The sequence below is a fragment of the Microvirga sp. HS2 genome (assembly GCF_055792805.1).
On the sequence record NZ_JBVVAJ010000034.1, the window covers coordinates 1 to 24,311 of the forward strand.

General features: G+C 63.6%; 22 protein-coding genes, 1 tRNA gene and 1 riboswitch. Of the genes, 7 read left to right on the forward strand and 16 right to left on the reverse strand.

What is annotated here, in order from left to right:
* Positions 1-692: 692 nt before the first annotated feature.
* On the reverse strand, positions 693-1,079 hold the full coding sequence (locus tag ACS5Q0_RS22020) for a hypothetical protein (RefSeq protein ID WP_473128797.1): 387 nt from the start codon (positions 1,077-1,079) through the stop codon (positions 693-695).
* Positions 1,080-1,383: 304 nt separating this feature from the next.
* Between ACS5Q0_RS22020 and modA the strand changes: the two genes are divergently transcribed.
* Complete coding sequence (gene modA / locus ACS5Q0_RS22025) at positions 1,384-2,202, forward strand: molybdate ABC transporter substrate-binding protein (protein WP_473128798.1); 819 nt, start codon at positions 1,384-1,386, stop codon at positions 2,200-2,202.
* A gap of 10 nt (positions 2,203-2,212) precedes the next feature.
* On the opposite strand, the gene ACS5Q0_RS22030 is transcribed toward modA, so the two are convergent.
* The 3 genes from ACS5Q0_RS22030 to ACS5Q0_RS22040 form a co-directional block, all read right to left on the reverse strand.
* The gene (locus ACS5Q0_RS22030; protein ID WP_473128844.1) at positions 2,213-2,515 is read right to left on the reverse strand and encodes a winged helix-turn-helix domain-containing protein; all 303 of its coding nucleotides are present in this window, start codon (positions 2,513-2,515) and stop codon (positions 2,213-2,215) included.
* 212 nt (positions 2,516-2,727) lie between these two features.
* Positions 2,728-2,802 (reverse strand) — tRNA-Gly (locus ACS5Q0_RS22035).
* 229 nt (positions 2,803-3,031) lie between these two features.
* The gene (locus ACS5Q0_RS22040) at positions 3,032-4,123 is read right to left on the reverse strand and encodes a 2'-deoxycytidine 5'-triphosphate deaminase (RefSeq protein ID WP_473128799.1); all 1,092 of its coding nucleotides are present in this window, start codon (positions 4,121-4,123) and stop codon (positions 3,032-3,034) included.
* Between the two features lie 280 nt (positions 4,124-4,403).
* Here ACS5Q0_RS22040 and apaG point away from each other — a divergent pair, with 280 nt between their 5' ends.
* Positions 4,404-4,796 carry a Co2+/Mg2+ efflux protein ApaG gene (gene apaG / locus ACS5Q0_RS22045; protein WP_473128800.1) on the forward strand — a complete coding sequence of 131 codons (393 nt, stop codon included), beginning with the start codon at positions 4,404-4,406 and terminating at the stop codon, positions 4,794-4,796.
* Positions 4,797-4,803: 7 nt separating this feature from the next.
* Positions 4,804-5,976, forward strand: coding sequence for an acetylornithine deacetylase (argE, locus tag ACS5Q0_RS22050; protein WP_473128801.1), 1,173 nt, complete (start codon positions 4,804-4,806; stop codon positions 5,974-5,976).
* A 127-nt stretch (positions 5,977-6,103) separates the two neighbouring features.
* On the opposite strand, the gene ACS5Q0_RS22055 is transcribed toward argE, so the two are convergent.
* Genes ACS5Q0_RS22055 through ACS5Q0_RS22065 form a run of 3 tightly spaced genes read right to left on the reverse strand, consistent with a single transcriptional unit; the run spans position 6,104 to position 9,221 of the window.
* Positions 6,104-7,093, reverse strand: a complete 990-nt coding sequence (locus tag ACS5Q0_RS22055; protein WP_473128802.1) for an Hsp33 family molecular chaperone — start codon at positions 7,091-7,093, stop codon at positions 6,104-6,106.
* On the reverse strand, positions 7,090-8,016 hold the full coding sequence (argF, locus tag ACS5Q0_RS22060) for an ornithine carbamoyltransferase (protein ID WP_473128803.1): 927 nt from the start codon (positions 8,014-8,016) through the stop codon (positions 7,090-7,092). The genes ACS5Q0_RS22055 and argF overlap by 4 nt, the downstream gene beginning before the upstream one ends.
* Positions 8,013-9,221 (reverse strand): acetylornithine transaminase, encoded by a 1,209-nt coding sequence (locus ACS5Q0_RS22065; protein ID WP_473128804.1) that lies wholly within the window; start codon positions 9,219-9,221, stop codon positions 8,013-8,015. Before ACS5Q0_RS22065 ends, argF begins: the two co-directional genes overlap by 4 nt.
* A gap of 503 nt (positions 9,222-9,724) precedes the next feature.
* On the opposite strand from ACS5Q0_RS22065, the gene ACS5Q0_RS22070 reads away from it, so the two are divergent.
* On the forward strand, positions 9,725-10,258 hold the full coding sequence (locus ACS5Q0_RS22070; protein ID WP_473128805.1) for a GcrA family cell cycle regulator: 534 nt from the start codon (positions 9,725-9,727) through the stop codon (positions 10,256-10,258).
* 336 nt (positions 10,259-10,594) lie between these two features.
* On the opposite strand, the gene phoB is transcribed toward ACS5Q0_RS22070, so the two are convergent.
* The 8 genes from phoB to ACS5Q0_RS22110 all read right to left on the reverse strand — a co-directional run bounded on the left by phoB (position 10,595) and on the right by ACS5Q0_RS22110 (position 18,581).
* Positions 10,595-11,317: a phosphate regulon transcriptional regulator PhoB gene (gene phoB, locus ACS5Q0_RS22075; protein ID WP_473128806.1), complete on the reverse strand. Its 723-nt coding sequence runs from the start codon at positions 11,315-11,317 to the stop codon at positions 10,595-10,597.
* 2 nt (positions 11,318-11,319) lie between these two features.
* Entirely contained in the window at positions 11,320-12,033 is a 714-nt protein-coding gene (gene phoU, locus ACS5Q0_RS22080) for a phosphate signaling complex protein PhoU (protein WP_473128807.1), read from the reverse strand.
* Between the two features lie 25 nt (positions 12,034-12,058).
* Positions 12,059-12,877 (reverse strand): phosphate ABC transporter ATP-binding protein PstB, encoded by an 819-nt coding sequence (gene pstB / locus ACS5Q0_RS22085; protein ID WP_473128808.1) that lies wholly within the window; start codon positions 12,875-12,877, stop codon positions 12,059-12,061.
* Positions 12,874-13,770 (reverse strand): phosphate ABC transporter permease PstA, encoded by an 897-nt coding sequence (pstA, locus tag ACS5Q0_RS22090; protein ID WP_473128809.1) that lies wholly within the window; start codon positions 13,768-13,770, stop codon positions 12,874-12,876. Before pstA ends, pstB begins: the two co-directional genes overlap by 4 nt.
* Before the next feature lie 11 nt (positions 13,771-13,781).
* The gene (gene pstC / locus ACS5Q0_RS22095; protein WP_473128845.1) at positions 13,782-14,714 is read right to left on the reverse strand and encodes a phosphate ABC transporter permease subunit PstC; all 933 of its coding nucleotides are present in this window, start codon (positions 14,712-14,714) and stop codon (positions 13,782-13,784) included.
* Between the two features lie 78 nt (positions 14,715-14,792).
* A complete protein-coding gene (gene pstS, locus ACS5Q0_RS22100) occupies positions 14,793-15,836 on the reverse strand; it encodes a phosphate ABC transporter substrate-binding protein PstS (RefSeq protein ID WP_473128810.1) in 1,044 nt (347 codons plus the stop codon).
* 161 nt (positions 15,837-15,997) lie between these two features.
* A complete protein-coding gene (locus ACS5Q0_RS22105; protein ID WP_473128811.1) occupies positions 15,998-17,305 on the reverse strand; it encodes an ATP-binding protein in 1,308 nt (435 codons plus the stop codon).
* A gap of 217 nt (positions 17,306-17,522) precedes the next feature.
* On the reverse strand, positions 17,523-18,581 hold the full coding sequence (locus tag ACS5Q0_RS22110; protein WP_473128812.1) for a lysylphosphatidylglycerol synthase domain-containing protein: 1,059 nt from the start codon (positions 18,579-18,581) through the stop codon (positions 17,523-17,525).
* Positions 18,582-18,833: 252 nt separating this feature from the next.
* Between ACS5Q0_RS22110 and ACS5Q0_RS22115 the strand changes: the two genes are divergently transcribed.
* Entirely contained in the window at positions 18,834-20,222 is a 1,389-nt protein-coding gene (locus ACS5Q0_RS22115) for a sensor histidine kinase (RefSeq protein WP_473128813.1), read from the forward strand.
* Between the two features lie 79 nt (positions 20,223-20,301).
* Positions 20,302-20,847: a bifunctional adenosylcobinamide kinase/adenosylcobinamide-phosphate guanylyltransferase gene (gene cobU / locus ACS5Q0_RS22120; protein WP_473128814.1), complete on the forward strand. Its 546-nt coding sequence runs from the start codon at positions 20,302-20,304 to the stop codon at positions 20,845-20,847.
* A gap of 9 nt (positions 20,848-20,856) precedes the next feature.
* Here cobU and ACS5Q0_RS22125 read toward each other — a convergent pair whose 3' ends face one another.
* Complete coding sequence (locus tag ACS5Q0_RS22125; protein ID WP_473128815.1) at positions 20,857-21,711, reverse strand: ABC transporter substrate-binding protein; 855 nt, start codon at positions 21,709-21,711, stop codon at positions 20,857-20,859.
* Between the two features lie 15 nt (positions 21,712-21,726).
* A riboswitch (cobalamin riboswitch) is annotated at positions 21,727-21,946 on the forward strand.
* A 37-nt stretch (positions 21,947-21,983) separates the two neighbouring features.
* On the opposite strand from ACS5Q0_RS22125, the gene ACS5Q0_RS22130 reads away from it, so the two are divergent.
* Positions 21,984-23,957, forward strand: a complete 1,974-nt coding sequence (locus tag ACS5Q0_RS22130) for a TonB-dependent receptor plug domain-containing protein (RefSeq protein ID WP_473128816.1) — start codon at positions 21,984-21,986, stop codon at positions 23,955-23,957.
* Positions 23,958-24,311 lie beyond the last annotated feature (354 nt).

Here is a 24,311-nt window from a genome sequence, read left to right on the forward strand (position 1 = left end):
TCCTTCTTCACTTGTCAAAGAGCAGCATCACCAAAGATGCGGTCCCGTCCGGGACACCGGCCAAAGACCCCGAAGAGCCCGCCGGAAGCAGCAGCCCCAAGGCCGCCGCCGATGAAGGGGTGTTTAGCGAAACTCTTTCCGAAGGTCAACTACAATTTTGAAGTTTTTCATCGGCCCGAATTTTGGTCCCGCTGATTTTCAGTATTCAAGGTAGACTTCATCGTTCACAAAGATGAATCCACCTTTGCGTTTACTTTGCCTCGGGCCTGTGTGTTGGCCTGAAGACTTGCATTGTCCGTCAGAGGAGCCAGGACGACTTGCCGTTTATCGACAGTCTTGGCTCGTGCCGTTGACCGGGAACGTGACGTTCTCGATCGAAGCCGCCTGCCGGTGAGGTTCACGAGGAGCCTTGCGGGAGCGGTCTGTGATGAAGCCTGCCTGGATCTGAAATCCGGCGGGGCTGCGGATATGTCGATTAGCCGGCGCTTTGTCAACACCCTGTCGCACAATCCCTGTATTTCCCCGCCTCCGCCCGGACCTGGATCGACCGCTGGGCCCTCGCGATAAGCTATAGGGGGGTTCTACAGCGGAGCTGCTGCGCGCCGCACTTGGGCAGACACGCAGCCGGTCATCGCGGAGCACCAGGATCTCGCGCCCGGCATGGCGTTCACAAGGATATTTGGTTCGCCGCGTCAGTAGGTTCGGTAATAGGTTCTGTATGGGCGGCCATAGCCGTCATAGTCTCTCGGTTCGCGCTCCCAATAAGGAGGAGGACCATGACGGCGGCCGTCCCATCGCCCGGGCCCCCTGTCGTATCGGCGGGAGACGAAGGCGCAGTGCTTCGTCACTCCATAGGCAGGATCGCCGAAGACGCGGTTCGAGCAAGGAATCCCTCCCCCGCGCACGAAGCGCTCGACGCTTCGCCCGGGCACGCCATAGATGACGCGGGTCGGATAAGGCACACGACAGAATCCGCCCTCCTGCGCGCAGAGAACCAGCCCCTGCGCCTGGGCGTGAGATCCCGCCGCGAACATGACACCAGAGACGATGACCGCTGTGGCCAGCACCGCACGCAACATGTGTTTCTCCCATCGATGACAAAGAGAGTTACGCAGCCGGGCGTAAACGCATTCCTAACGACATCGTTCGCTCCGAACTCTGCTGAGCGCCATTGCCCGGACGCCTCTCGTGCGTCGGGCAGCATGACACCGGCACCATCCATTGGCAGCAGCCTTGGGGGCCGGAAGCGGGAAGGCCATGGCGGATCCGGGACGGAACGCCAGGGGCGAATCCCGAGGATCGACGAGCACCCGACATTGCCATGCTCGCGCCTGTTGCGTTATGGCCAACAGGAGATAGCGCCAGGCCAGGGAGGATGATGTCATGCGGATCACGCGCCGTCTTGGTTTGCCGCTCCTTGGCGTGATCCTGCTGAGCACGGGGCTCGGGCTCTCATGGATGGCCGGCTCGGCGCGGGCGCAGGACAAGGAGCTTGTCATTTTCGCGGCCGCGAGCCTCAAGAACGCTCTGGACGAGGCGGCGGCAGGCTTCGCGACGCAGATGGGCAAGCCCGCCCCGAAGATCTCCTATGCAGCCAGCAATGCCCTGGCGAAGCAGATCGAGGCGGGAGCCCCCGCCGACGTCTTCGTCTCGGCCGACCTCGACTGGATGGACGACCTGGCCCGGAAGAACCTGATCCGCCCCGGCACCCGTGTGAATCTGCTCGGCAACAGGATCGTGCTCGTCGCGCCCAAGACCGAAGCCGCGCCGATAGCGATCGAACCGGGCCTCGATCTCGCAGCCGTGCTGGGCTCGGGCAGGCTCGCCATGGGCAATATCGATGCGGTGCCGGCGGGCAAATACGGCAAGGCCGCCCTGGAAAAGCTGGGGGCATGGGAGGGCGTGAAGGGTCGCATCGCTCAAGCCGACAACGTGCGCGGCGCCCTCCTGCTGGTCTCCCGCGGCGAGGCGCCGCTCGGCATCGTGTACCAGACCGATGCCGCGTCCGATCCCAACGTGACGATCGTCGGCACCTTTCCGGAGGACAGTCACCCACCCGTCGTCTATCCGGTCGCCGTGACGAAGGACTCGATCAATCCTGATGCGGCAGGCTTCGTGGCGTATCTCCGCTCCCCCGAAGCGAAGCGAACTTTCGAGAAGCACGGCTTCACGATCCTCGACAAGCCGGCCTCCAGTTCGTGAGGCCCGTGCCTCAGCCGCGGGCTGCGAGCCACGCGGACAGGCGGTCGACACCCTCGGCAATGGCCCGTTCGGTCGCCGCCTGCATGTGGCGGTAGCGAGCGAGCACCTCGATCCCGAGCGGCGTCAGGCTGGCCCCGCCGCCCGCCTTGCCGCCAGCCGTCGAGATCACGAGCGGCTGGCGGAAGGAGCGGTTGAGGGTATCGACGAGGGTCCAGGCCCGCTTGTAGCTCATCCCCATGCGCCGGCCCGCGGCGGAAATGGAACCGGTCTCCCGGATGCCTTCGAGAAGATCGGCCTTTCCGGGGCCGAGCATCGTCTCGGCATCGAAGTAGATCCGCAGCCTTGCCTGAGGATAAGCCGTCACCCTTCTCTCCCGCCCTGAGCGCGCCCTGAAGGTGACTTACCTGCATCCTTCAGAAAGGAGCAAGAGGACGAACATGCCCCCTCGTTGGTTGTCCCGGAACAGGGCTCGGGATGAGCGAGATCTCGTCGCTCGTGCGCAATGGAATTCTTTTTCGGATGGATTGGAGCGGGCGATGGGAATCGAACCCACGACATTCAGCTTGGGAAGCTGACGTTCTACCTCTGAACTACGCCCGCCTGAAGCTTTGTTTACAATGGGTCTGGGGTGGTTCGTCAAGTCCAAACGGTATTCCGTGTCAGGCCCGTGCCGCCGAAGCGGCCCGGGATCCACACCTCCGGAGGACATTGCAGCCCTTCCCGCGTCGAGGCCACAGCTTGGCCCCTCCTCGCCCGTGCCTCGGAGCCAAGCGGTCGCCTCGATGGACGGAGCCTCGATCCTTCCACGCGCCGCGCCGGCGGACGCGGGCTACCGGAAGTGCTTCGACAGCTTCAGCCCCTGAGCCTGATAATTGGACCCCGCCCCCGCTCCGTAGAGCACCTGGGGACGCTCGGCCATGCGCTCGTAGACGAGGCGTCCGACGATCTGACCGTCCTCCAGGATGAACGGCACGTCGCGGGAGCGGACTTCGAGAACAGCGCGGGCCCCCTCCCCTCCTGCGCCGGCATGGCCGAAGCCTGGATCGAAGAAACCGGCATAGTGAACGCGGAACTCGCCGACGAGGGGATCGAAGGGCACCATCTCCGCCGCATAATCGGGCGGAACGTGCACCGCTTCCTTCGAGGCCAGGATGTAGAACTGGCCCGGATCGAGGATCAGCGTGCGGGAGGCATCCGCATAGAGCGGTTCCCAGAAATCGGCGACCCGGCAGGAGCCCGGCTTGTCCACGTCCACGAGGCCCGTATGGCGCTTGGCGCGATAGCCGATGAGCTTGTCGGAGCCGAAGCCCGAGAGGTCGACGCTCACGGCGACGCCGTCCTGGATCGACGGCTCGGCGGAGGTGACGATCCGGTCGCGCTGGTGAAGGGCGTGGAGATCCGCATCGCTCAGGCGCACCTCGCCTTTCCTCAGGCGCAGCTGCGACAGGCGGGTCCCGGTCCTCACCAGGACGGGGAAGGTGCGGGGCGAGATCTCCGCATAGAGCGGGCCAGCATAGCCCGCGCCGATGGTGTCGAATTCCTGGCTGCGGTCGGTGATCACGCGGGTGAAGACGTCGATGCGGCCCGTCGAGCTCTTGGGGTTCGCGGCGGCCGACAAATCGTCAGGCAGGGCAAGGCTTTCCTGCAGCTCGGCGATATAGACGCTGCCGGTCTCCAGGATAGCGCCCGCGGACAGATCGATCTCGTGGAAGCTCAGCTGCACCAGGCGGTCCTTGACCGTGTGGTTGCGGCCCGGCAGGAAGCTGGCGCGCACCCGGTAGGCCCGGCGGCCCAGCCTCAGGTCGAGACTTGCAGGCTGGACCTGATCGGAGGCGAACGGCGTCTCCGGTTTGATCACGCCCGCTTCCGCGAGGCGCCTGATGGCATCAGCCGATTGGATTCCGTCCTTCAACGCGACCATGACCTTCTTCCAAGGGCCCATGCCCTTCGCTCGAGTGTTCCCAGCTTAGCTGTCGGAGCCGTGTAACGGAATTCTCCATCCGTTTCACCATTCTCGTTGGGGAAAACGCACGAGACCAGCCCTGTCCGCCCATTGGAGCACAGGAAGGTTAATCCGGCGGGCCCCGATCCCGCGTCTCATTCGCCCGGCATGGCGGCTTCCCTTCGGCCTCGATTGACGGGGCCTGAAGGCCGCCTTACCACGAAGGCCGAACATTCCACCACTGGCCAAGGGACCACTCATGTACAAGGCCGTTACCCGCGGCATCAGCGTGACCGTGATACCCCGCTACATGCCGGAAGAATCCTCGCCCGACGAAAACCGCTATTTCTTCGCCTACACGGTCGAGATCATCAATCTGAGCCTGGAACGCGTGCAGCTGCGCGCCCGTTACTGGCGCATCACCGATGAGCAGGGCCGCGTCCAGGAAGTGCGCGGAGCGGGCGTGGTCGGCGAGGAACCGGTGCTCGGCCCCGGCGAGAGTTACAGCTACACCAGCGGATGCCCGCTGACGACTCCGAGCGGCACCATGCAGGGCAGCTACGTGATGGAAACCGCCGACGGCGAGACCTTCGACGCCGCCATTCCAGCCTTTTCACTCGACATGCCGCGCCACAAGCGCGTGCTGCACTGAGGTTTTCATGTCTTCCAACGGACCGCGGCTCACGCCGCTCGAAATGCTGGCGAAGCTCGTTGCTTTCGATACCGAAAGCGCGAAGTCGAACCTTCCGCTCATCGAATTCGTGGAGGCCTATCTCCAGAGCTGGAACGTGCCATATGTGCGCGTTCCGAATGAAACCGGCGACAAGGCCGCCCTCTATGCCACCATCGGCCCGCAGGACAGGGGCGGCGTCGTGCTGTCGGGACATACGGACGTGGTGCCCGTCGCCGGACAGCCCTGGACGTCGGACCCGTTCACTCTGCGCGTCGAGAACGGACGCGCCTACGGGCGCGGCGCGGTGGACATGAAGGCCTTCGACGCGCTGGCGCTCGCCTTGATCCCGGAATTTCAGGCCGCCGACCTCAAGACGCCGATCCACATCATGCTCTCCTATGACGAGGAGACGACGTGCCTGGGCGTCGTCGACACCATCCGTCGCTTCGGCCAGGATTTGCCGATGCCGAAGGCGGTGATCGTCGGCGAGCCGACGATGCTGGAGGTTGTCGACGCGCATAAGAGCGTGGTGACCTTCTCGACGACGGTTCACGGATTGGAGGCTCATTCGTCCAAGCCCTATCTCGGTGCGAGCGCAGTGATGACGGCGGCCGAGATGATCGCGCAGCTCAACCGCATCGGCGACGAGATGATGGAGCGCGGGGACACCAGCGGGCGCTTCGATCCGCCCTACACCACGGTGCATGTGGGTGTCGTCTCGGGGGGCACGGCGCGCAACATCATCTCGAAATCGTGCACGTTCCACTGGGAGTTTCGCGGGCTGCCCAGCCAGGATCCCGATGAAATTCCCGACCAGCTCGAAACATTCGTGCAGGAGGTTGCGCTGAAGCGGCTGAACCGCTTCGGCGATTTCGGACGCATCGAGACCAAGCTCCATGCTCACGTACCCGGCCTTGCGCCGGAACCGGGGTCGTTCGCGGAAACGCTCGCCCTGCGGCTCGCAGGCAAGAACCGTACGCAGACGGTTCCGTTCGGAACGGAAGCCGGCCATTTCCAGGCGGCCGGCATTCCGACCGTCGTCTGCGGCCCCGGCTCCATCGACCAGGCGCATCAGGCGGACGAGTACATCACGCTGGATCAGCTGGAAGCGGGCGCGGCCTTCATGCGCCGTTTGATGGCGACGTGCGCCGCTTCCTGAGTTTCACGCCTTCTCCGCCATGGCCGCACGTATTGCGGCCATCCACGCTTTCATGATCATCAGGTCGCAAAAACGTGGATGCCCGGGATGAGCCCGGGCATGCCGAATGATTCCATCAAGAGCAGATTTATGCTTCCGCCTTCGCGATCTCGGCTTCCACTTCAGCAGGGTCGAGATCGTAGAAGCGCGAGCAGAACTCGCATGTGATGCCGATGCGCCCGTTATCGCCGACCATGTCGCGGCGGTCTTCGGGGGAAAAACGGCGCATCATGCCCATGATGCGCTCATGCGAGCAGGTGCATTCCTCGTGCACGTACTGTCCCTCGAAGACGCGGACGCCGCGCTCGTGGAACAGGCGGTAGAGCAGCCGTTCACTCGACACGGCAGGATCGATGAGCTCGTGATCCTCGACCGTTGCCAGCAGCGACTTGGCCTCGACCCAGGCATCGTCGTCCGAGGGCATGCCGAGATCGCTGGAGGGATGGCCCTCCGGTATGTCGCCGGGATCGAGATCCGCCTGGCGCAGCCGCTCGGATGAGGAGGGCAGGAACTGAATCATCAGGCCGCCCGCGCGATAGGTGTGGCGCCCATTCTCGAACTGTTCGGCCACCGCAAGGCGCACCTGCGTCGGAATCTGCTCCGATTGGCGGAAATATTGGTGCGCGGCCTCCTCGAAGCCCTGCCCTTCGAGGGCAACGACCCCCTGATAGCGGCTGCGCTCCGAACCCTGATCGATGGTCATCGCGAGATAGCCGGAGCCGAGCAGCTCGCCGGTGCTGGGCGTTGCCGCTCCCAGGGCATTCAGCTTTTCCTGATCGAAGCGGGCCGTGGCGCGAAGCCTGTCGGGCGCATTGAAGTCCACCACCACCATGTCGATGATGCCGTCGGTCTTCGTCTGAAGCTGGAAACGTCCTTCGAGCTTCAGCGAAGCGCCGAGCATGACGGTGAGCGCAGCCGCCTCGCCGATGACGCGGGCGACCATGTCGGGATAACCGTGACGGGCCAGGATGGTATCGATGGAGGGGCCGAGACGCACCACGCGCCCGCGCACGTCGAGAGGCTCGACCGCAAACGGCAGAACGACGTCGTCCTGTCCCTCGAACGAAGCTGAATTCATGCGCTTTCTGCTCCAAGGCACCACGCCAGGATGCCCTTTTGTGCATGAAGCCGGTTTTCGGCTTCATCGAAAACTACGGATTGCGGGCCGTCCATGACCTCGTCCGTCACCTCCTCGCCGCGATGCGCCGGCAGACAGTGCATGAACACGGCGTTGCTGGCGGCCACGCCCATCAGCCTGCTGTTCACCTGATACGGCTTGAGCAGGTTGTGGCGGCGGAACTCGTCGTCGTCGCCCATGGAGACCCAGCAATCGGTGATGATGGCGTCAGCCCCCTCGGCCGCTTCGAAGGCGTCGGTCGTCACGCTGATCTGCGCTCCCTCCTGTTTTGCCCAGGACAAAAGCTCCGGGCGCGGGGCAAGTTCCGGCGGAGACGCGATCTTCAGCGTAAAATTCAGCCGCGCAGACGCATGAACCCAGGAGGCGAGCACGTTGTTGGCGTCGCCGACCCAGGCGATCGTGCGGCCCTCGATCGATCCGTTGTGCTCCTCGAAAGTCATGATGTCTGCCATGATCTGGCAGGGGTGCGTCATCTTGGTCAGGCCGTTGATCACCGGGATCGACGCGTACTGCGCCAGCTCGGTCACCATGGCGTGGTCCAGGGTGCGGATCATGATCGCATCCACGTAGCGCGAGAGAACCCGCGCCGTATCCGCAATGCTTTCGCCACGGCCGAGCTGCATCTCCTTGCCGGTGAGCATCAGCGTCTCGCCGCCGAGCTCGCGCATGCCCACGTCGAAGGACACGCGGGTGCGGGTGGAGGGTTTGTCGAACACCATGGCGAGCGTCTTGCCCTCGAGCGGGCGATCGCTGGAGCGCTCACCCCGGCGGCGCTTGGCCTTGATGCCGGAGCCGATATTCAGGATGTGGCGGATCTCTCCGCCCGAAAAGTCGCTGAGATCGAGAAAGTGACGGGGATTCATTGAGCAGCTCCCGGCTGAGCCTGGGCCTTCAGCCCAGTCTCCATCGCCGCACAGGCGGCGTCCAGACGATCGAAGGCCTCCGCTATATCCGCATCCGAAATGATGAGCGGCGGCAGAAGCCGCACCACGTTGTCGCCGGCGCCGATCAGAATGATCTTCTTCGCTCGCGCTGCGGCGACGAATTCGGTATTGGGCACGACGGTGCGCAGGCCCATCATGAGCTCGAAGCCACGCACCTCCGCGATGACGGCGGGGTGACGATCCTTCAGCTCGGCCATGCGCTGTTTCAGCAGAAGGCCCTTGCGCTCCACCTCCTTCAGGAAGCCGGGCGCGAGAACCACGTCGAGCACCGCGTTGCCCACGGCCATGGCGAGCGGGTTGCCGCCGAACGTGGTGCCGTGCGTGCCCACGGTCATGCCCTTGGCCGCCTCGCGCGTGGCGAGGCAGGCGCCGAGCGGGAAGCCGCCGCCGATGCCCTTGGCCACGGACATGATGTCGGGCGTCACGCCCGTCCATTCATAAGCGAACAGTTTGCCCGTGCGGCCGACGCCGGTCTGAATCTCGTCGAAAATCAGCAGGAGGCCGTTCTGGTCGCAGAGCGCCCGCAGCTCCTTGAGGAACCCGTTGTCGATCAGGCGGATGCCGCCCTCGCCCTGGATCGGCTCGATCAGGAGCGCGGCGGTTTCGGGCCGGATCGCGGCCTTGAGCGCGTCGAGGTCGTTGAGGGGCACCTGATCGAAGCCCTCGACCTTCGGGCCGAAGCCCTCGAGGTACTTGGCCTGGCCGCCTGCGGCGATGGTGGCGAGGGTCCGTCCATGAAACGCCCCCTCGAAGGTGATGATCCGGAAGCGCTCCGGATGGCCGTTGGCGTGATGGTATTTGCGGGCCATCTTCACAGCCGCCTCGTTGGCCTCGGCACCGGAATTCGAGAAGAAGACCACGTCGGCGAAGGTGTTCTCCACCAGCCGCGCGGCAAGGCGCTCACCTTCCGGAATCTGGAACAGATTGGAGGTGTGCCAGAGCTTGGAGGCCTGCTGGGTCAGCGCCTCGACAAGGTGCGGGTGGGCGTGCCCCAGGGCGTTCACGGCGATGCCGGCCCCGAAATCGAGATATCGCTGCCCGTCTCGGCCGTAGAGCCAAGCCCCCTCCCCTTTCTCGAAGGACAGTTCGGCGCGCGCATAGGTCGGCAGCAATGGCGATGTCACGGGATATCTCCGCCTCTTGTGGAGCCCCAAGGTCGCACCGGAAGGTCAGCCCTGGGCCTTTAAAAAGAAAGCGCCGCCCAAGCGGGGCGGCACATCGGAGATTCTAACGAGGTGCGAGACCCTGTCAATTCAAGAGAAATGAAGTGACTCATCACAGGCAAATTTTCCGCTCCGGAACCGGACAAACGGCAAAATCCGCTTCTTGAATCAACCCGATGCTCCTTTTTCGGGCCCGACATTCCTCTGGGATACCCTACGGATGCGGCGGCCCGCCCGTCATACGCCGGGAGAGTTCCTTGGGGAAAACGGCGGGGGGTGGACCGGGACTCTTGCGCCCGAGTCCGCCCATCCTGTAACTTCAGGTCAGTCGAGTACAGCATTCGTGCGGCGGCTTTCACCCTCAGGAGCGACCCTGCCAACGCGGTCGGACATCAACTTTCTGTCCGCGAGGTGCAGGGGATTCCGGGTTTAAAGAAGCAGCCACGAGGAGGCAGGTTTTAAAAATGACAGATGCGGGCGCAACTTGGACGGATGAGCGGGTCGAGCTTCTCAAGAAGCTCTGGACCGACGGCTTGAGCGCGAGCCAGATCGCCGCCGAACTCGGCAACGTGACCCGCAACGCGGTCATCGGCAAGGTTCATCGCCTCGGCCTTTCCGGTCGCGCCAAGGACGTGAAGCCTGCCACGGCCACGCCCCGCGCCCGCAAGGTGACCCGCGCTCCCAGCGCGCCGGCCCCCATCGCGCCTCAGGCCCACAGCAATGTCGTCCTGGCTCCCATCGCGCTCCAGCCTGCCCACCAGGATCCGGTGGCGATGATCGAGGAGGAGGACGTGGCGATCCCGATGTCCGAGCGCGTCACCATCATGGACCTGCGCGAGTCCATGTGCCGCTGGCCGATGGGAGACCCGACGAAGCCTGAATTCCGTTTCTGCGGCGCGCGCTCCATCACGGGACTGCCCTACTGCACGCACCACGCCCGCATCGCCTACCAGCCCGTGGCCGATCGCAAGCGTGAGCGTAAGCTGGCTCGGGCCTAGAGCATCGTGCGGAAAAGTGGATCCGGTTTTCACTAACGTGGCCCTTCGGGTCGCTGGCGCGGCCCGCTGGGTCCGCGTCGAACGATGCTCTCGTCTCAGGAGAAAGCATCGGATCTGCCCCAAAAGTGCAAGTCCACTTTTGGGTCCGATGCTTTAGAGCATCGAACGCAAAAGTGGGAACCGGTTTTGCGTGAAAAGATGCGTGGAACGAAGAACTCAGGGCTCCGGACGTGAGTTCGAATTCACGTCCGGTGGTCTAAAGCGGGCAATCGAGGTTCAAAGAAAGGCCGCGCTGATAATCTCTGCGCGGCCTTTCTCATTTCTCCTGTCAAAGGGTCAGCCCGAGGTGCTCGCGGCCTGATCGGCGCGGGCAAAGGTCTCGTCGAAGGAATAGCCTGCTCCGCGCACCGTCCGGATCGGATCCGACATCTTCGGGAGGTTGATGGCCTTGCGCAGGCGGCCCACGTGCACGTCCACGGTCCGCTCATCGATATACACGTCGTGTCCCCAGACCGCATTGAGCAGATGTTCGCGCGAGAAGACGCGCCCCGGGCTCTGCATGAGGAACTCGAGGAGCCGGAATTCGGTGGGGCCCAGATGAAGATCCTTGCCTGACCGGCGGACGCGATGGGTTTCGCGATCGAGTTCCATGTCGCCTGCCCGCAGGAGCGTCGCGATATGGGCGGGCTTCGTGCGGCGCAGAAGCGCCCGCACGCGCGCCAGCAGTTCCGGCACCGAGAAAGGCTTGACGATATAATCATCCGCTCCCGTGGACAGGCCCCGGATGCGGTCGCCCTCCTCCCCACGCGCCGTCAGCATGATGACCGGCAGACGCTCGGTCTCGGGGCGCACGCGGATGCGGCGGCAGAGCTCGATCCCGGACAGCCCCGGCAGCATCCAGTCGAGCAGCACGATATCCGGCACCTGCTCGCGAAGCCGGATCTCGGCCTCGTCTCCCCGCGATACGCTGTCGACCTCGTAGCCCTCGGCCTCGAGATTGTAGCGCAGGAGCAGCGTCAACGGCTCCTCATCCTCCACAATCAGAACGCGGGGACCCATCGTCAGGCTCCTGCCTCGGCGCTCGCATCGATGGACCGGTCGTTCTTGGGACGTTCGATGGCCAGTGTCTCTCCCGTCACGAGATAATGCACCGTCTCGGCGATGTTGGTCGTATGGTCGCCGATCCGCTCGATGTTCTTGGCGCAGAACAGGAGGTGCGTGCAGAAGGAGATGTTCCGGGGATCCTCCATCATATAGGTCAGAAGCTCGCGGAAGAGCGAGGTATAGAGCGCGTCGATGGCGCCATCCCGCTTCCAGACATCGAGGGCCCGGGCGGTGTCCTGCTGGGCATAGGCGTCGAGCACGTCCTTGAGCTGGCCCAGCACGAGATCGCTCATGTGCTGGAGGCCGAGCACGATCTTCTGCGGCTGGAATTCGCCGCCGATGGCAAGCGCGCGCTTGGCGATGTTCTTGGCCAGGTCGCCGATGCGCTCCACGTCTCCGGAGACGCGGATCGCCGAGATCGTCTCGCGCAGATCCACCGCCAAAGGCTGACGGCGCGCAATGGTGAGGATGGCGCTCTCCTCGATCTCCCGCTGAAGCAGATCGAGGCGCTTGTCCGAGGCGATGACGGTCTGAGCCAGAGCGGTGTCGTGGCGCACGAGCGCTTGTATCGCATCGACGAGCATTTTCTCGGCAATGCCGCCCATCTCGGTGATGCGGCGGCGCAGAGCCTGCAGGTCGTTGTCGTAGGAACTGACGATATGCTCCGCCATGGGATGCCTCCTTGAGGCGCTTCGGTCAGCCGAAGCGGCCCGTGATGTAATCCTGAGTCTGTTTCTTGGACGGGTTCATGAACATCTTGGTCGTCGGCCCGAACTCCACGAGCTCGCCCAGGTACATGAAGGCGGTGAACTGGGAGATGCGCGCCGCCTGCTGCATGTTGTGGGTGACGATGACGATGGTGAATTCCGAGCGTAGCTGCTCGATCAGCTCCTCGATCTTGCCGGTGGAAATCGGGTCCAGCGCGGAGGTCGGCTCATCGAGCAGGATCACCTCGGGGCGCTGCGCGATGGCGCGTGCGATGCAAAGGCGCTGCTGCTGGCCGCCCGAGAGTCCCATGCCGGACTGGCGCAACTTGTCCTTCACCTCGTCCCAGAGAGCCGCCTTGCGCAGGGCTCCCTCGACGCGGCCATCCAGCTCGCTCCTTGGAAGTTTTTCGTAAAGGCGGATCCCGAAGGCGATGTTGTCGTAGATCGACATGGGAAACGGGGTCGGCTTCTGGAACACCATGCCGACACGCGCCCGCAGCTCGTTGACGTCGACAGAAGGAGACAGGACATTCTGTCCGTCGAGCAGGATCTGTCCTTCCGCGCGCTGCTCGGGATAGAGGCTGTAGATACGGTTGAACGTCCGCAGCAGCGTGGACTTTCCGCACCCGGAGGGGCCGATGAGCGCCGTCACCTGCCGGTCGAAGAAATCGAGGGAGACGTCCTTCAGGCTGCGAAAGTCGCCATAATAGAAATCGAGATTTCTGACGGCGATGCGAACCGAGGCGCCGACATCGGCTGCGGCCGCATTCCCGATGGCGCTGCTCGTGTTGACGGCAATCGTGCTCATCGGACTTTATCCTTCTTAAAGAGCAGGCGCGCCACGATGGAGAGCGCCAGAATGGACAGGGTGATGATGAGGGCGCCGGCCCAGGCGAGTTCTCGCCAGTTCTGATACGGCGCCAGCGCAAACTGATAGATCGTCACGGGCAAGTTGGAGACGCCGCCCATCAGGCTCGGGCTGAACCAGAAGGAATTGTTGAGCGCCGTGAACAGCAGTGGCGCGGTTTCGCCGGCAATGCGCGCCGTGGCCAGGATCACGCCGGTGACCATGCCGGCCCGCGCGGCCTTCCAGCTGATCTTGACGATCACCGTCGACATGGGCGCGCCGAGCGCCGCTCCGGCCTCGCGAAGGGAGCCCGGCACGAGACGCAGCATGTCCTCGGTCGAGCGAACGATCACGGGAACGGCGATGATCGCAAGCGCCACGCCTCCGGCCCATCCGGAATAGCCGCCCATGGGCTGCACCATCAGCATGTAGACGAAAAGACCGATGAGGATGCTGGGGGCCGCCAGCAGGATGTCGTTGACGAAGCGGATCACGGTGGCGAGCTTCGAGGTCTTGCCGTACTCGGCAAGGTAGGTTCCCGTGAGCACGCCAATGGGCGTTGCGACCACGATGCCGAGAAGCGTCAGGATCAGGCTGCCGACGATGGCATTGGCGATGCCGCCGCCCTCCGTTCCAGGACCGGGCGTGGTTTCCGTAAAGACGGCGGGGGAAAGACCTCCGATGCCTTCCACCAGGAGCATCAGCAGGATCCATCCGAGCACGAAGGCCCCGAGCAGCGTGAAGAGCGTGCAGATGATCTTCAGCGCACGGTCGGCGATGTAGCGGCTGCGCCGCACGCGTCCCCAGGGCGCAGGAGACGCCATATCGGTATTCTTATGGAGAACGGTATCCATCGGACATTCCCTTAGCGCGTCTTCACACGGGCGATCAGAAGACGCGCGAGTGCCAGAACGATGAACGTGACGACGAACAGAATGCATCCCAGCGCGAGAAGGGCATTCATCTGCATCCCCGCAGCCTCGTTGAACTCGTTGGCGATGCGGGAGGCGATGGTCGAGCTGGGATCGAACAGCGACAGCGACAGACGGTTCGCGTTGCCGATCACGAAAGTGACCGCCATCGTCTCGCCGAGCGCGCGGCCGAGGCCGAGCATGACCGCGCCGATGATGCTGACACCCGCCTGCGGGAGCAGAACGTGGCGAACCACTTCCCACGTGGTGCAGCCGATGCCGTAGGCGCTTTCGCGCAACACGGTCGGGATCTGATCGAGGATGTCGCGCGTGATCGATGCGATGAAAGGGATGATCATGATCGCGAGGATGATCCCCGCCGTCAGCATGCCGACGCCGGACGGCACGCGGGCATAGAGAACGGTGCCCAGGATCGGCATGCCCTCGACAATGGAGTTCAACGGGATCTGGACATATTTCGCGAAGAGCGGGGCGAAGACGAAGAGGCCCCACATGCCGTAGATGATGCTGGGCACGGCGGCCAGGAGCTCGATCACGGTGGAGACCGGGCGGCGGAGCCAGGGCGGGCATAGCTGAGTAAGGAAGATCGCGATGCCGATGGAAATCGGCACGCCGATCACAAGCGCGATGAGGGCCGATGTGAGAGTGCCGGAAATGGCGACCCATGCGCCATACTGGTCCTGGCCGACATTCCAGATGCTCGATGTGATAAAGCCGAAGCCAAACTCGCGGAACGCGGGCCAACCGCCATAGATCATCGTGCCGATGATCCCTGCGAGAACGGCGAGAACGACCAGGGCGGAGCCGTAACTGGCCCACCGGAAGCCCTGGTCGAAGGTCGATGAGGTGCGGCGGCGGACGACCATCGTGTTCGATACGACACTCTTATCAGACACAACGGCCATCCGCCTCACTCCTCTCGGCTGCCAGAGGCAGCCGTCAACTTACTTCTTGTAGACCGGCTGGCCCGAGGCGGACTTGATGTCGTTCGCCCAGGACGTGCGGATCTGCTCGACGACGTTGTCGGGAAGCGGCACGTAGTCAAGGTCGGAGGCGAGCTTGTCGCCGCTCTTGTAGGCCCAGTCGAAGAACTTCAGAACCTCGGCGGTCTGCTCGGGCTTCTCCGTGGTCTTGTAGACCAGGATGAAGGTGGGGTTCGTGATCGGCCAGGCATCGTCGCCAGGCTGATTGGTCAGCGAGATGCCGAAGCCCGGAGCCGACGACCAGTTGGCGCTCGCGGCGGCGGCCTGGAAGGACTTGATCTCCGGCTGCGGATACTTGCCTGCCTGGTTCTGGAGCAGGGTGTAGGGAATGTTGTTCTGCTTGGCGTAGGCGTATTCCACATAGCCGATGGAGTTCGGGACCTGCTTCACGGTCGCGGCAACGCCCTCGTTGCCCTTGCCGCCCTGGCCGATGGGCCAGTTGATCGTGGTGCCGACGCCGAGCTCCGACTTCCACGCCTCGGACACTTGGGAGAGGTAAGTGCTGAACACGCTGGTCGTGCCCGACGAGTCGGAACGGTAGACCGGCGTGATGTTGGCGCCGGGAAGATTCACGCCGGCATTCAGCTCAGCGATCTTGGGATCGTTCCACTTGGCGATCTTGCCCTGGAAGATGTCGGCCAGAACCTGGCCCGTCAGCTTGATCTGACCGGCCTGAATGCCCTGGATGTTCACGACCGGAACGACCGCGCCCATCACGGTCGGAAACTGAACGAGACCGTTCTTCTCGAGATCGGCACCCTTCATCGGAGCATCGGTGGCGCCGAAATCCACGGTCTTGGCCTGGATCTGCTTGATGCCGCCGCCGGATCCGATCGACTGATAGTTCATGCCGGTGCCGGTCTCCTTCTTGTAGGCTTCAGCCCATTTCGAATAGACCGGGAAGGGGAAAGTCGCGCCTGCGCCGGTGATGTCGGCAGCGGACGCCGCAGTCGAAAGGCTCGCGAGGGCAAGGCCGGCTGCCATGGCGAAGGACATGATCTTCACGGTAAATCTCCCTGTTCATCCAAGCGCGGCAGGCAGTTCGAGGACTGCTCCCGGGCCGCGCGAGTGGACAGCTAGGCCCGACGGATGTCGGCTCTACGACAGTTGGATGACAAATAAATGACACCCCAAAAGGATCCCCCGCGAAGGCCCGGAATCCAGCGTCAAGCGAGCGACGGGGCCTGAGGGAGCTTGACGGTGAAGCATGCGCCCTGCCCCGGTTCGCTGGCGATGTCGAGCTCGCCGCGATGGCGGTTGACGATGTGCTTGACGATGGCCAGTCCCAGGCCCGTTCCGCCCTTGTCCCTGCTCTGAGCCGCGTCGACCCGGTAGAAGCGCTCCGTCAGGCGTGGCAGATGCTCCGGAGGAATGCCGGCTCCATAATCCCGGACCGACAGGACGGCGCAGCCGCCCTGATGGCCCGGGCCAGCCTCCAGGCTCTCCACGGAAACATCGACGGCGCCACCGCTTTCCCCGTATTTCACGGCGTTTTCAACCAGGTTCTCGATCACGCGCAGAAGCTCGTCCCGATCGCCCAGGACGTAAACCGGGTGCGGCGGCAGAGCCGTACGGATCACGACGCCCTTTTCCCTCGCGGCCGGAGAAAACGTCTCGATCATCGGGGCAACGAGGGAGCCGAGATCGACAATCTGCGTCGGTGACACGTGCGCCCGCATTTCGATGCGCGAGAGGGACAGGAGGTCGTCGATCAGCCGTTTCATGCGCTGGGCCTGGATGCGCATGATTTCGAGGAAGCGTTCCCTTGCCTTGGGATCCTCCCGAGCCGGCCCCTGGAGGGTCTCGATGAAGCCGAGAAGGGAGGCCAGAGGCGTCCGCAGCTCATGGCTTGCATTGGCCACGAAATCCGCCCGCATCACCTCGAGAAGCCGGGCCGAGGTGAGATCCCGGAAAAACAGCACGACGCCCGATTGGACGCCCACGTCCGTGGCCTCCGGCCGCAAAGGCCCGATGTGAACCTCGAAGGTCCGCTCCGTAGGGACGCGTTCGGAATATTCGACCCGTAACGGGGTCCCCATCTCCAGGACCTCCTCGATGCCGTCGAGCACATCGGGGCTGCGGAGGGCGAATGACAGGGGATGGCCGACCTTCAGGCCCGGCAGCAGGGCGTGGGCCGCCCTGTTGGCATCGAGGACCACGGCGCGCCGGTCGATCAGGATCACGGGATCCGGAATATGCGCCAGAACGGCCTCGGCCATGGCGCTTCGCGCGGGAGATCTCGGACGCTGCTGCAGAGCTTGGCCCAGCCGCTTGCGCGGCATCCCGCCCGCGGCAGCGCTGATCACGAGGGAGCCGAGGACGCCGGCGACGAACCAGCCGTCGCCGTAACCGCGCCAAAGAGCGACGATGCTCAGAACCAGGCTCGCCAGGGCGGCTCCGCGGAAAGCCGCCACGCGCAGCGAAGCGGCGGAGGGAGGGCCACCTTCCGGCCTGATCTCGCTGGAATCCGTCATGATGCTGAAGGGCCTCGGCTGGATGTCGCGTCAGGTTCTGCTGGATGTCGCGTCAGGTTCTAAAGCATCGGACCCAAAAGTGGATTTGCACTTTTGGGGCAGATCCGATGCATTCTCCTTAGGAGAGAGCATCGTTCGACGCGGACCCAGCGGGCCGCGCCAGCGAAAACCGGATCCACTTTTCCGCACGATGCTCTAAGACGCGCGCTCGGAAGAGTCATCTCCCGGCCGATCCCTCCTCGGCAAGCTCTTCGTCAGGCTTGAAGGCCCCCCGCGAGGACCGCAGGCGATTGCGAACCTCGTAGGCTCCCAGCATGGCCAGGGCCACGACGAAGGGAACGAGATAATAGCATAGGCGATAGAGCAGGAGGGCGCCGAGCACCGGCTCCCGGGGATAGCTCGATAGCGCCAGAAGGATCGTGGCCTCGAAGACGCCGAGGCCACCCGGCGCATGGCTCGCCACGCCCAGCATGACGGCGAAGATATAGACCGCCAGGAAGGTCTCGAAGCCGAGGCCATGCCCCCCGGGCAGAAGGATGAAGAGCACCCCCGCCCCGGCACAGACATCGCAGGCGCCGATCAGGATCTGGGCCAGAGACAGGCGCAGGCCCGGAAGCTCCAGCTTCCACCCCTGGATCCGTACGATCCGGCGCTTGAACGACACCCAGACCAGATAGCCTGCGACGAACACGGCCGCGGCGAGGCCGATCAGCTGATTGACCCAGATATGGGTATAGACGAGGCTCGCCAGCTCATCCGCCTGCCGGATCATGCTCGAGGCCAGGACCAGGGCCATGCCCAGCCAGAAGGTCACGCCGGTGATCACCGTGAGGCTCGCCACCCGTCCCGGGCTGACGCCCTTGGGGGAATAGAGCCAATAGCGGACCGTACCCGCCGTGAGCAGGGGAAAGCCCAGCGTAAAGCTCACCGCATAGGACGTGAAGGAGGCCATCGCGGTGGTGCGGTAAGGAATCTTCAGCTTGAGCTGCCTGAGCGCGATAGCGTCATAGCAGGTCAGAAGGCTGTAGCTGATGACCGTGAAAAGAACCGCCAGGCCGATCTGGCGCAGGCTCGCGGCCGTGAAGGCCGCCTTCAATTCGTTCACGTCGATTTCAGAGACGATATGCCAAAGAACGACAAGGGATGCCCCGAACAGGATTACGCTGGCGGCCATGCCGATCCAGGCGAAGCGGCGCGAGCGGCGCTCCTTGGGATGCAGGGCGTCGGCAGATGCGATGTCCGGCGGGGCAACCGGATTGGGACTCATATCGTTCATGAAAGGGTTCAACCAGCCTCGGCGTCAGATACCGCTTCAGGGTTCAAGGGCTGTCCTGCATCTATGCGCTCCGGCAGCGGAGCGCCAGACGTGGGCGGCTTCTTAGTCCTTTCTCCTCTCAGGGGCTACTCTTTCGCCATTAAAATCACAAATTGAGCACGATTTAGGTTGTCAGCGTCAAAAAGGCCCTCAACAATGAAGTTCCCTTTGGCAGGAGAACAGGCGGCAAGTCGCGCCCCCAGGGAGATCCGAGTGGATTTCAACGCAACGGAAAATCAATTTGCCGTTTTGGCGGAATCCTTGCCCCAGCTCGTCTGGTCGGCCCGTGCCGATGGATCTCACGACTATTTCAACCGCCGCTGGCACGAATTCACGGGTCTGACACCGGAGCAGTCCGAAGGCGACGGCTGGCTGAGCGCGGTTCATCCCAAGGATCTGCCCGAGGTTCAGGCGCAATGGCGGCAGTCCATCGAATCCGGCGCGCCCTATGAATGGGAATACAGGATCCGCAACGCAGCGGGCCGTTACGAATGGGTCCTCAGCCGCGCCGTTCCCATCCAGGCCCTTTCCGGAGATACGATGCGCTGGTTCGGCACCAGCACCAATATCGATGCGCAGAAGAAGGCGGAGGAAGCGGTCCGCAGACTGGAGACCCGCTACCGCCTTGCTCTCGAGGCAGCCAATCTCGGCACATGGCAGATCGATCTGGAGAAGAAGCAGGTTCTCTGGGACGAGGGCACCTGCGCTCTCTACCGGATCCCGCACGACGGATCGCTCAACCTTCCCTTGGAGCATGTCTACGGCATGATTCACCCCGACGATCGGGAAGGCGTGCAGGCCCGCGTCGCGAGAGCCTGTGACCCGCAATCGGACGGACATTACGAAAGCGAGTACCGGGCGATCCTGTCCGACGGCAAACTCCGCTGGTTCCGTTCGGTCGGGCAAGCTTTCTTCGCCGTCGACGGCGACAAGCCCCATGCCGTGATCCTCTCCGGCGTGGTCAGCGACATTACCGAGCGGCACGCGTTCGAGGAGGCGCAGCAGCTCCTCACGCGTGAGTTGAACCATCGCGTCAAGAACCTGTTTGCCATCGCCAATGGCATGGTCTCGATGACCGCGCGCACGGCCAAAGATCCGAAGGAGATGGCGACGGCTCTCCGCGGCCGCCTGAGTGCGCTCTCGCGGGCTCACGAACTCGTGCAGCCTGCCTCCGCAGCACCAGGAACAGGGCCGGATGTCGATCTCGCCCGCTTGTGCGAAGCCGTGCTCGAACCATACCGGCAAACCGGCTCCGACAGAGTCGAGATTCATGGGCCGAGCGTTCGTGTCGGCTCCAACACCACGACGAGTCTCGCGCTGGTTCTGCATGAACTGGCCACAAACGCCGCCAAATACGGATGCCTGTCGAACCCGGAAGGCCATTTATCGGTTCGATGGACAATTCACGACGAGATGGTCGATCTCCTTTGGATCGAGGGCGGCGGCCCTGTTATCGAAAGGAAGCCGGATTTCGAGGGCTTCGGCACGCAGCTTTCCCAGAGAAGCATCGCGGGCCAGCTCGGCGGGACGCTGGAACAGGAGTGGCTGCGTGAGGGCCTGCGCGTCCACATGACGATCCCTCTCAACCGTTTGACGGGCTAGGGCATCGGACCCAAAAGCGGATCGGACTTTTAGCATGATCCTCTAGTGTCGGTGGGCCCGCGCCCTTTCGGAAACGCATATGACCCTTTACCGTCGCGTCCTCGTCCTGGGTGGCGCCCGCTCGGGCAAAAGCCGGATCGCCCAGCAATGGACCGAGGCCGCATCGACGACACGCATTCTCATCGCGACGGCGCAGGCCTTCGACGAAGAAATGCGGGAGCGCATTGCGCATCATCGGTCGGAGCGTCATTCCTCGTGGCAGGTGAAGGAGGCGCCGCTCGATCTCGTCCTGGCCCTTCGCGAGGCTGCCGCGCCCGACCGTGTCGTGCTCGTCGACTGCCTGACCCTGTGGCTCTCCAATATCATGCTGGATGGGCGCTGCGCCGACGATGAGACCGATGCGCTCATTCATGAACTGGAGATGCTGAAAGGCCCGGTTCTTCTCGTGTCCAACGAGGTCGGGCAAGGGATTGTCCCGGCGACCGCTCTCGGGCGCTCCTTTCGCGACGAACAGGGGCGGCTCAATCAGCGGATCGCGGCGGCTTGCGACGCGGTCGTCCTCGTCGCCGCCGGATGCCCGGTGCTCCTCAAGCCGGCCCCTCCCCTGAACCTGCACCTCGGTTGAGCTGGTTCTTCAGCGCACCTTCGCTTTGATCTCGGTCGCCAATGCATCGATGAGCGCGGGCGTCGAGGGTCCGCCGCAGAGCGCGAGCTTGCCCGGCACCACGAGGCGACGATCGAGCGGTACGGCCTCCTTGAGGGCCGGGTGAGAGAAGATCGCCGTTCCATTGTCCACCGCGTGTTCAGCGTCCTCGTCCACGACGAGATAATCGGGTGGGGACGTGACGATGGATTCGAGGCGGGCCACGCCGCCATAGGGCATTCCCAGGGCTTCATGATGGAGCCGGAAACCCATATGCAGCAGAAGTTCGTTCGTGGGGGAATCCGCCGAGGAAACCCAGCCGCCCCGATCATAGACGAGGACGCTGGGCTTGCCTGTCACGATATCCTTCGTGCGACGAAGCGCGGCTTCGATCTCGGCGATCAGGACCTCGCCACGCTCGGGATGCCCCAAGGCACGCGCCATCGTCCGGATCTGCTCCTGTCCCTCCTTCAGGCTCGTCCATGGCCCCAGCGTCAGAACATCGAGCCCCTGCGCCTTGAGGAGCGCGGCCTGGTGATGCTGGCCATAGGTCCCGGACAGCACGAGATCCGGGCCGCTGAACAGAATCGTCTCCGCCCTTCCGTCATTGAGGGGAATGCCCCGGGCCTGTTCGACCATGATCGAGATCGACGGGTCCGTCACGAGATAGCTCAAGGAGGCGATCTGCTCCCGGTCGGCGAAGGCCAGCAGCATCTCGTCCGTGCAGAGATTGAGGGAGACCACGCGCCGGGGCCGCTGCTGCGCCTCTGCCGCGCCTGCGAGAGCAAAGGCGATGCAGATGGGCCACATCCATCTGGAAAACCGACCGAGGCGCAGTTGCAGCATAACAGACAAGCTCGTAAAGAAGGATCCGACGTTGGTGCCTCAAATCGTCGAGGTGAAACGGGAACACGGTGCGGACTTGCTCCTATTCCGTGGCTGCCCCCGCAACTGTAAGCGGCGAGCGGCAATCCTTCATGCCACTGAATCTTTGGGCGCGACAAGCTCAAGAGGATTTGGGAAGGCGGATTGCTCGCGACGACCCGCAAGCCAGGAGACCGGCCGGCGTCGACAACGCAACCCGTATTGCTCGCCGGCGGGGCGAGCAGGAGGTCTCCATGGCCGTGCCTTTGCGCCGCGTCCTCGCGGCATTCGTTCCCCTATGCACAGTATCGATGGGCTCTGCCCAGGCCCAGACGTTCACCGAGCCTGTCCCTGCGCCTGACTTCGTGGTCACGGCCACGCGCTCGCCCCTCGCCATCTCGCAGGCCGGAAGCGCGATTTCGGTGATCACCAGCGACGAGATCGAGAAGGAATCCCCGAAGAGCCCCGCGGATGTTCTGCGCCGCGTTCCAGGCGTCACGGTCACCGAGACCGGCGGACCCGGCTCGACCACCACCGTCCGCATTCGCGGAGCCGATTCCGGCCAGACCCTCGTGCTCATCGACGGCATCCGCGTCAACGATCCCGCGGCCAATTCCGGCGAGTTCGACTTCTCAAACCTGGCTGCTGTCGACATCGAGCGCATCGAGGTTCTGCGCGGCCCGCAATCCGCCATCTACGGCTCGGATGCGATGGGCGGCGTGATCAACATCATTACCCGCAAAGGCAGGGGCGCGCCGCGCGTGAACATCAGCATGGAAGGCGGCAGCTACGGCACCGCGGCCGGGCGCGCTGCCGTTTCCGGCAGCACGGGTCCCGTATCCTATGCCTTCTCCACCACCGGCTTCGATTCCGCCGGCTTTTCGCGTTACGGTTATCGCATCGGCCGCATCGAAGACACGCTTTCCTCCCCCCTGGAGAACGACAGCGCCCGGCGTCTTGGCGCGGCAGGCCGCGTTTCGGTTGCGATTTCACCCGATGCGGAATTCGAGGTGGGCGGCTATGCAAGCGACAACCGCGCGCAGATCGACAACGATCCGGACTTCGATGCGCTGCCGGATGGCCCTTCGAAAACTCAGGGGCGGTTGTTCGAGGGGCATTCCCGCCTGACCGTCAATACGTTGGACGGCTTGCTCAAAAACAGCTTCCTCGTCTCGGGCAGCCGCACCGACACCGATCTTCGCCTGATCGGGTCCTATGCCCTGCCCGACCTCTATGGGAGCGAGTATGGCTATCAGGGTAATCGCCTCTCGGCGGAATATCAGGGCGATCTGAAGCTCGGCACCTATGGTCTTCTCACCTTCGGAGCAAAAGCAGAGCAGGAGCGTCTGATCTCGACGTCCCGCAGCCTTCTGCCTTTCGAGACTCCGGAGGGTAAAGACGTCAACGCCACGCAGATCACCCGGTCTCTCTATGCGCTGCATCAGTTCAGCCCGCTCGAAAACCTTCATCTGTCGCTCAGCGGCCGTATCGATGATGTCGAGGGTGGCGACACCTTCGGAACGTGGCGCGCAACGGCGGCATACGACATTCCGGCCTCCGGCACGAAGCTGCGCGCCAGCGTCGGCACGGGCGCAAAGGCGCCGACCCTGTATCAGAAATTCGATCCGTTCTCCGGCACGGCGGATCTGGAATCCGAGCGCTCCATCGGCTTCGATGTGGGCATCGATCAGCGCCTTGCGGATGACCGCGTGCTGCTCTCGGCGACGTTCTTCGCCAACCACTTCCGCAACCTCATCGCCTATGGAATGGCGGATACCTGCCGCCCGGAGCAGATGTGGGGCTGCTTCATCAACGTGAACCGGGCGCGCACCAATGGCGTGGAGCTCTCCGCCGACGTCGATGTCGTACCCACCTGGCTGCGGGTGAAGGCGAGCTATACGTTGCTCGAGGCCTTCGATGAAGACACAGATCTGCGCCTTGCGCGCCGTCCGCAGCACCAGGGACGTCTTGGCCTGACGATCACCCCCTTGCCCGGGCTCTCGATCGAGCCTTCCGTCGTGCTCGTGGGGAGCCGCTTCTCCTCACCGGGAGAGCGGTACGAACTCGCGCCCTATGCGCGCTTCGATGTCTACGCGGATTACAGGATCAACGACACCTTCAGCATCTATGCCCGTGCGGAAAACCTGACCGACGCAGCCTATCAGGATGTCTACAATTACGGCACTGCGGGCCGCTCCTTCTACGCCGGCTTGCGCGCAACGTGGTAACGTCCACGCACAGCAGGGCAATATGAATTTCAAGGGTCAGGCACGTTCGAAGGTCTGACCCTTGGCGCCGCGGGAATTGTGGCGATTACGTGCAATGGCGCGGTTTCATGGTTCGTTTCCGAGCAGTCCGACCCTGAAAGAATGCTTCTGTTTACGCTGCGACAACCTGCCCATGCGCTTATCGGGAACCGAACCAGGAATCCTAAAACCCCCTTTGTTTAGAGGGTTTACGCGTTATGCCGACCGGTGACAGCTTGCCGCGACACGGACAATTTGCCTAGACAAAGGTCAAGCTGACCTATTCTGGACATATCCCCCTATCAAAAACTCGCCCTCGTCAATGAAGAAGGACTG

Excerpts from the sequence above, each read along its gene's own strand:
- ACS5Q0_RS22055 (WP_473128802.1), bottom strand. The coding sequence starts at position 7,093 with ATGAATTCAGCTTCGTTCGAGGGACAGGACGACGTCGTTCTGCCGTTT.
- ACS5Q0_RS22030 (WP_473128844.1), bottom strand. The coding sequence starts at position 2,515 with ATGCTCGGCCCCGGAAAGGCCGATCTTCTCGAAGGCATCCGGGAGACC.
- pstB (WP_473128808.1), bottom strand. The coding sequence starts at position 12,877 with ATGAGCACGATTGCCGTCAACACGAGCAGCGCCATCGGGAATGCGGCC.
- cobU (WP_473128814.1), top strand. The coding sequence starts at position 20,302 with ATGACCCTTTACCGTCGCGTCCTCGTCCTGGGTGGCGCCCGCTCGGGC.
- pstC (WP_473128845.1), bottom strand. The coding sequence starts at position 14,714 with ATGGTCGTCCGCCGCCGCACCTCATCGACCTTCGACCAGGGCTTCCGG.
- ACS5Q0_RS22125 (WP_473128815.1), bottom strand. The coding sequence starts at position 21,711 with ATGCTGCAACTGCGCCTCGGTCGGTTTTCCAGATGGATGTGGCCCATC.
- ACS5Q0_RS22070 (WP_473128805.1), top strand. The coding sequence starts at position 9,725 with ATGACAGATGCGGGCGCAACTTGGACGGATGAGCGGGTCGAGCTTCTC.
- argE (WP_473128801.1), top strand. The coding sequence starts at position 4,804 with ATGTCTTCCAACGGACCGCGGCTCACGCCGCTCGAAATGCTGGCGAAG.
- phoU (WP_473128807.1), bottom strand. The coding sequence starts at position 12,033 with ATGGCGGAGCATATCGTCAGTTCCTACGACAACGACCTGCAGGCTCTG.
- ACS5Q0_RS22110 (WP_473128812.1), bottom strand. The coding sequence starts at position 18,581 with ATGAACGATATGAGTCCCAATCCGGTTGCCCCGCCGGACATCGCATCT.
- ACS5Q0_RS22130 (WP_473128816.1), top strand. The coding sequence starts at position 21,984 with ATGGCCGTGCCTTTGCGCCGCGTCCTCGCGGCATTCGTTCCCCTATGC.
- ACS5Q0_RS22105 (WP_473128811.1), bottom strand. The coding sequence starts at position 17,305 with ATGACGGATTCCAGCGAGATCAGGCCGGAAGGTGGCCCTCCCTCCGCC.
- ACS5Q0_RS22020 (WP_473128797.1), bottom strand. The coding sequence starts at position 1,079 with ATGTTGCGTGCGGTGCTGGCCACAGCGGTCATCGTCTCTGGTGTCATG.
- pstA (WP_473128809.1), bottom strand. The coding sequence starts at position 13,770 with ATGGATACCGTTCTCCATAAGAATACCGATATGGCGTCTCCTGCGCCC.
- phoB (WP_473128806.1), bottom strand. The coding sequence starts at position 11,317 with ATGGGTCCCCGCGTTCTGATTGTGGAGGATGAGGAGCCGTTGACGCTG.
- argF (WP_473128803.1), bottom strand. The coding sequence starts at position 8,016 with ATGAATCCCCGTCACTTTCTCGATCTCAGCGACTTTTCGGGCGGAGAG.
- ACS5Q0_RS22040 (WP_473128799.1), bottom strand. The coding sequence starts at position 4,123 with ATGGTCGCGTTGAAGGACGGAATCCAATCGGCTGATGCCATCAGGCGC.
- apaG (WP_473128800.1), top strand. The coding sequence starts at position 4,404 with ATGTACAAGGCCGTTACCCGCGGCATCAGCGTGACCGTGATACCCCGC.
- modA (WP_473128798.1), top strand. The coding sequence starts at position 1,384 with ATGCGGATCACGCGCCGTCTTGGTTTGCCGCTCCTTGGCGTGATCCTG.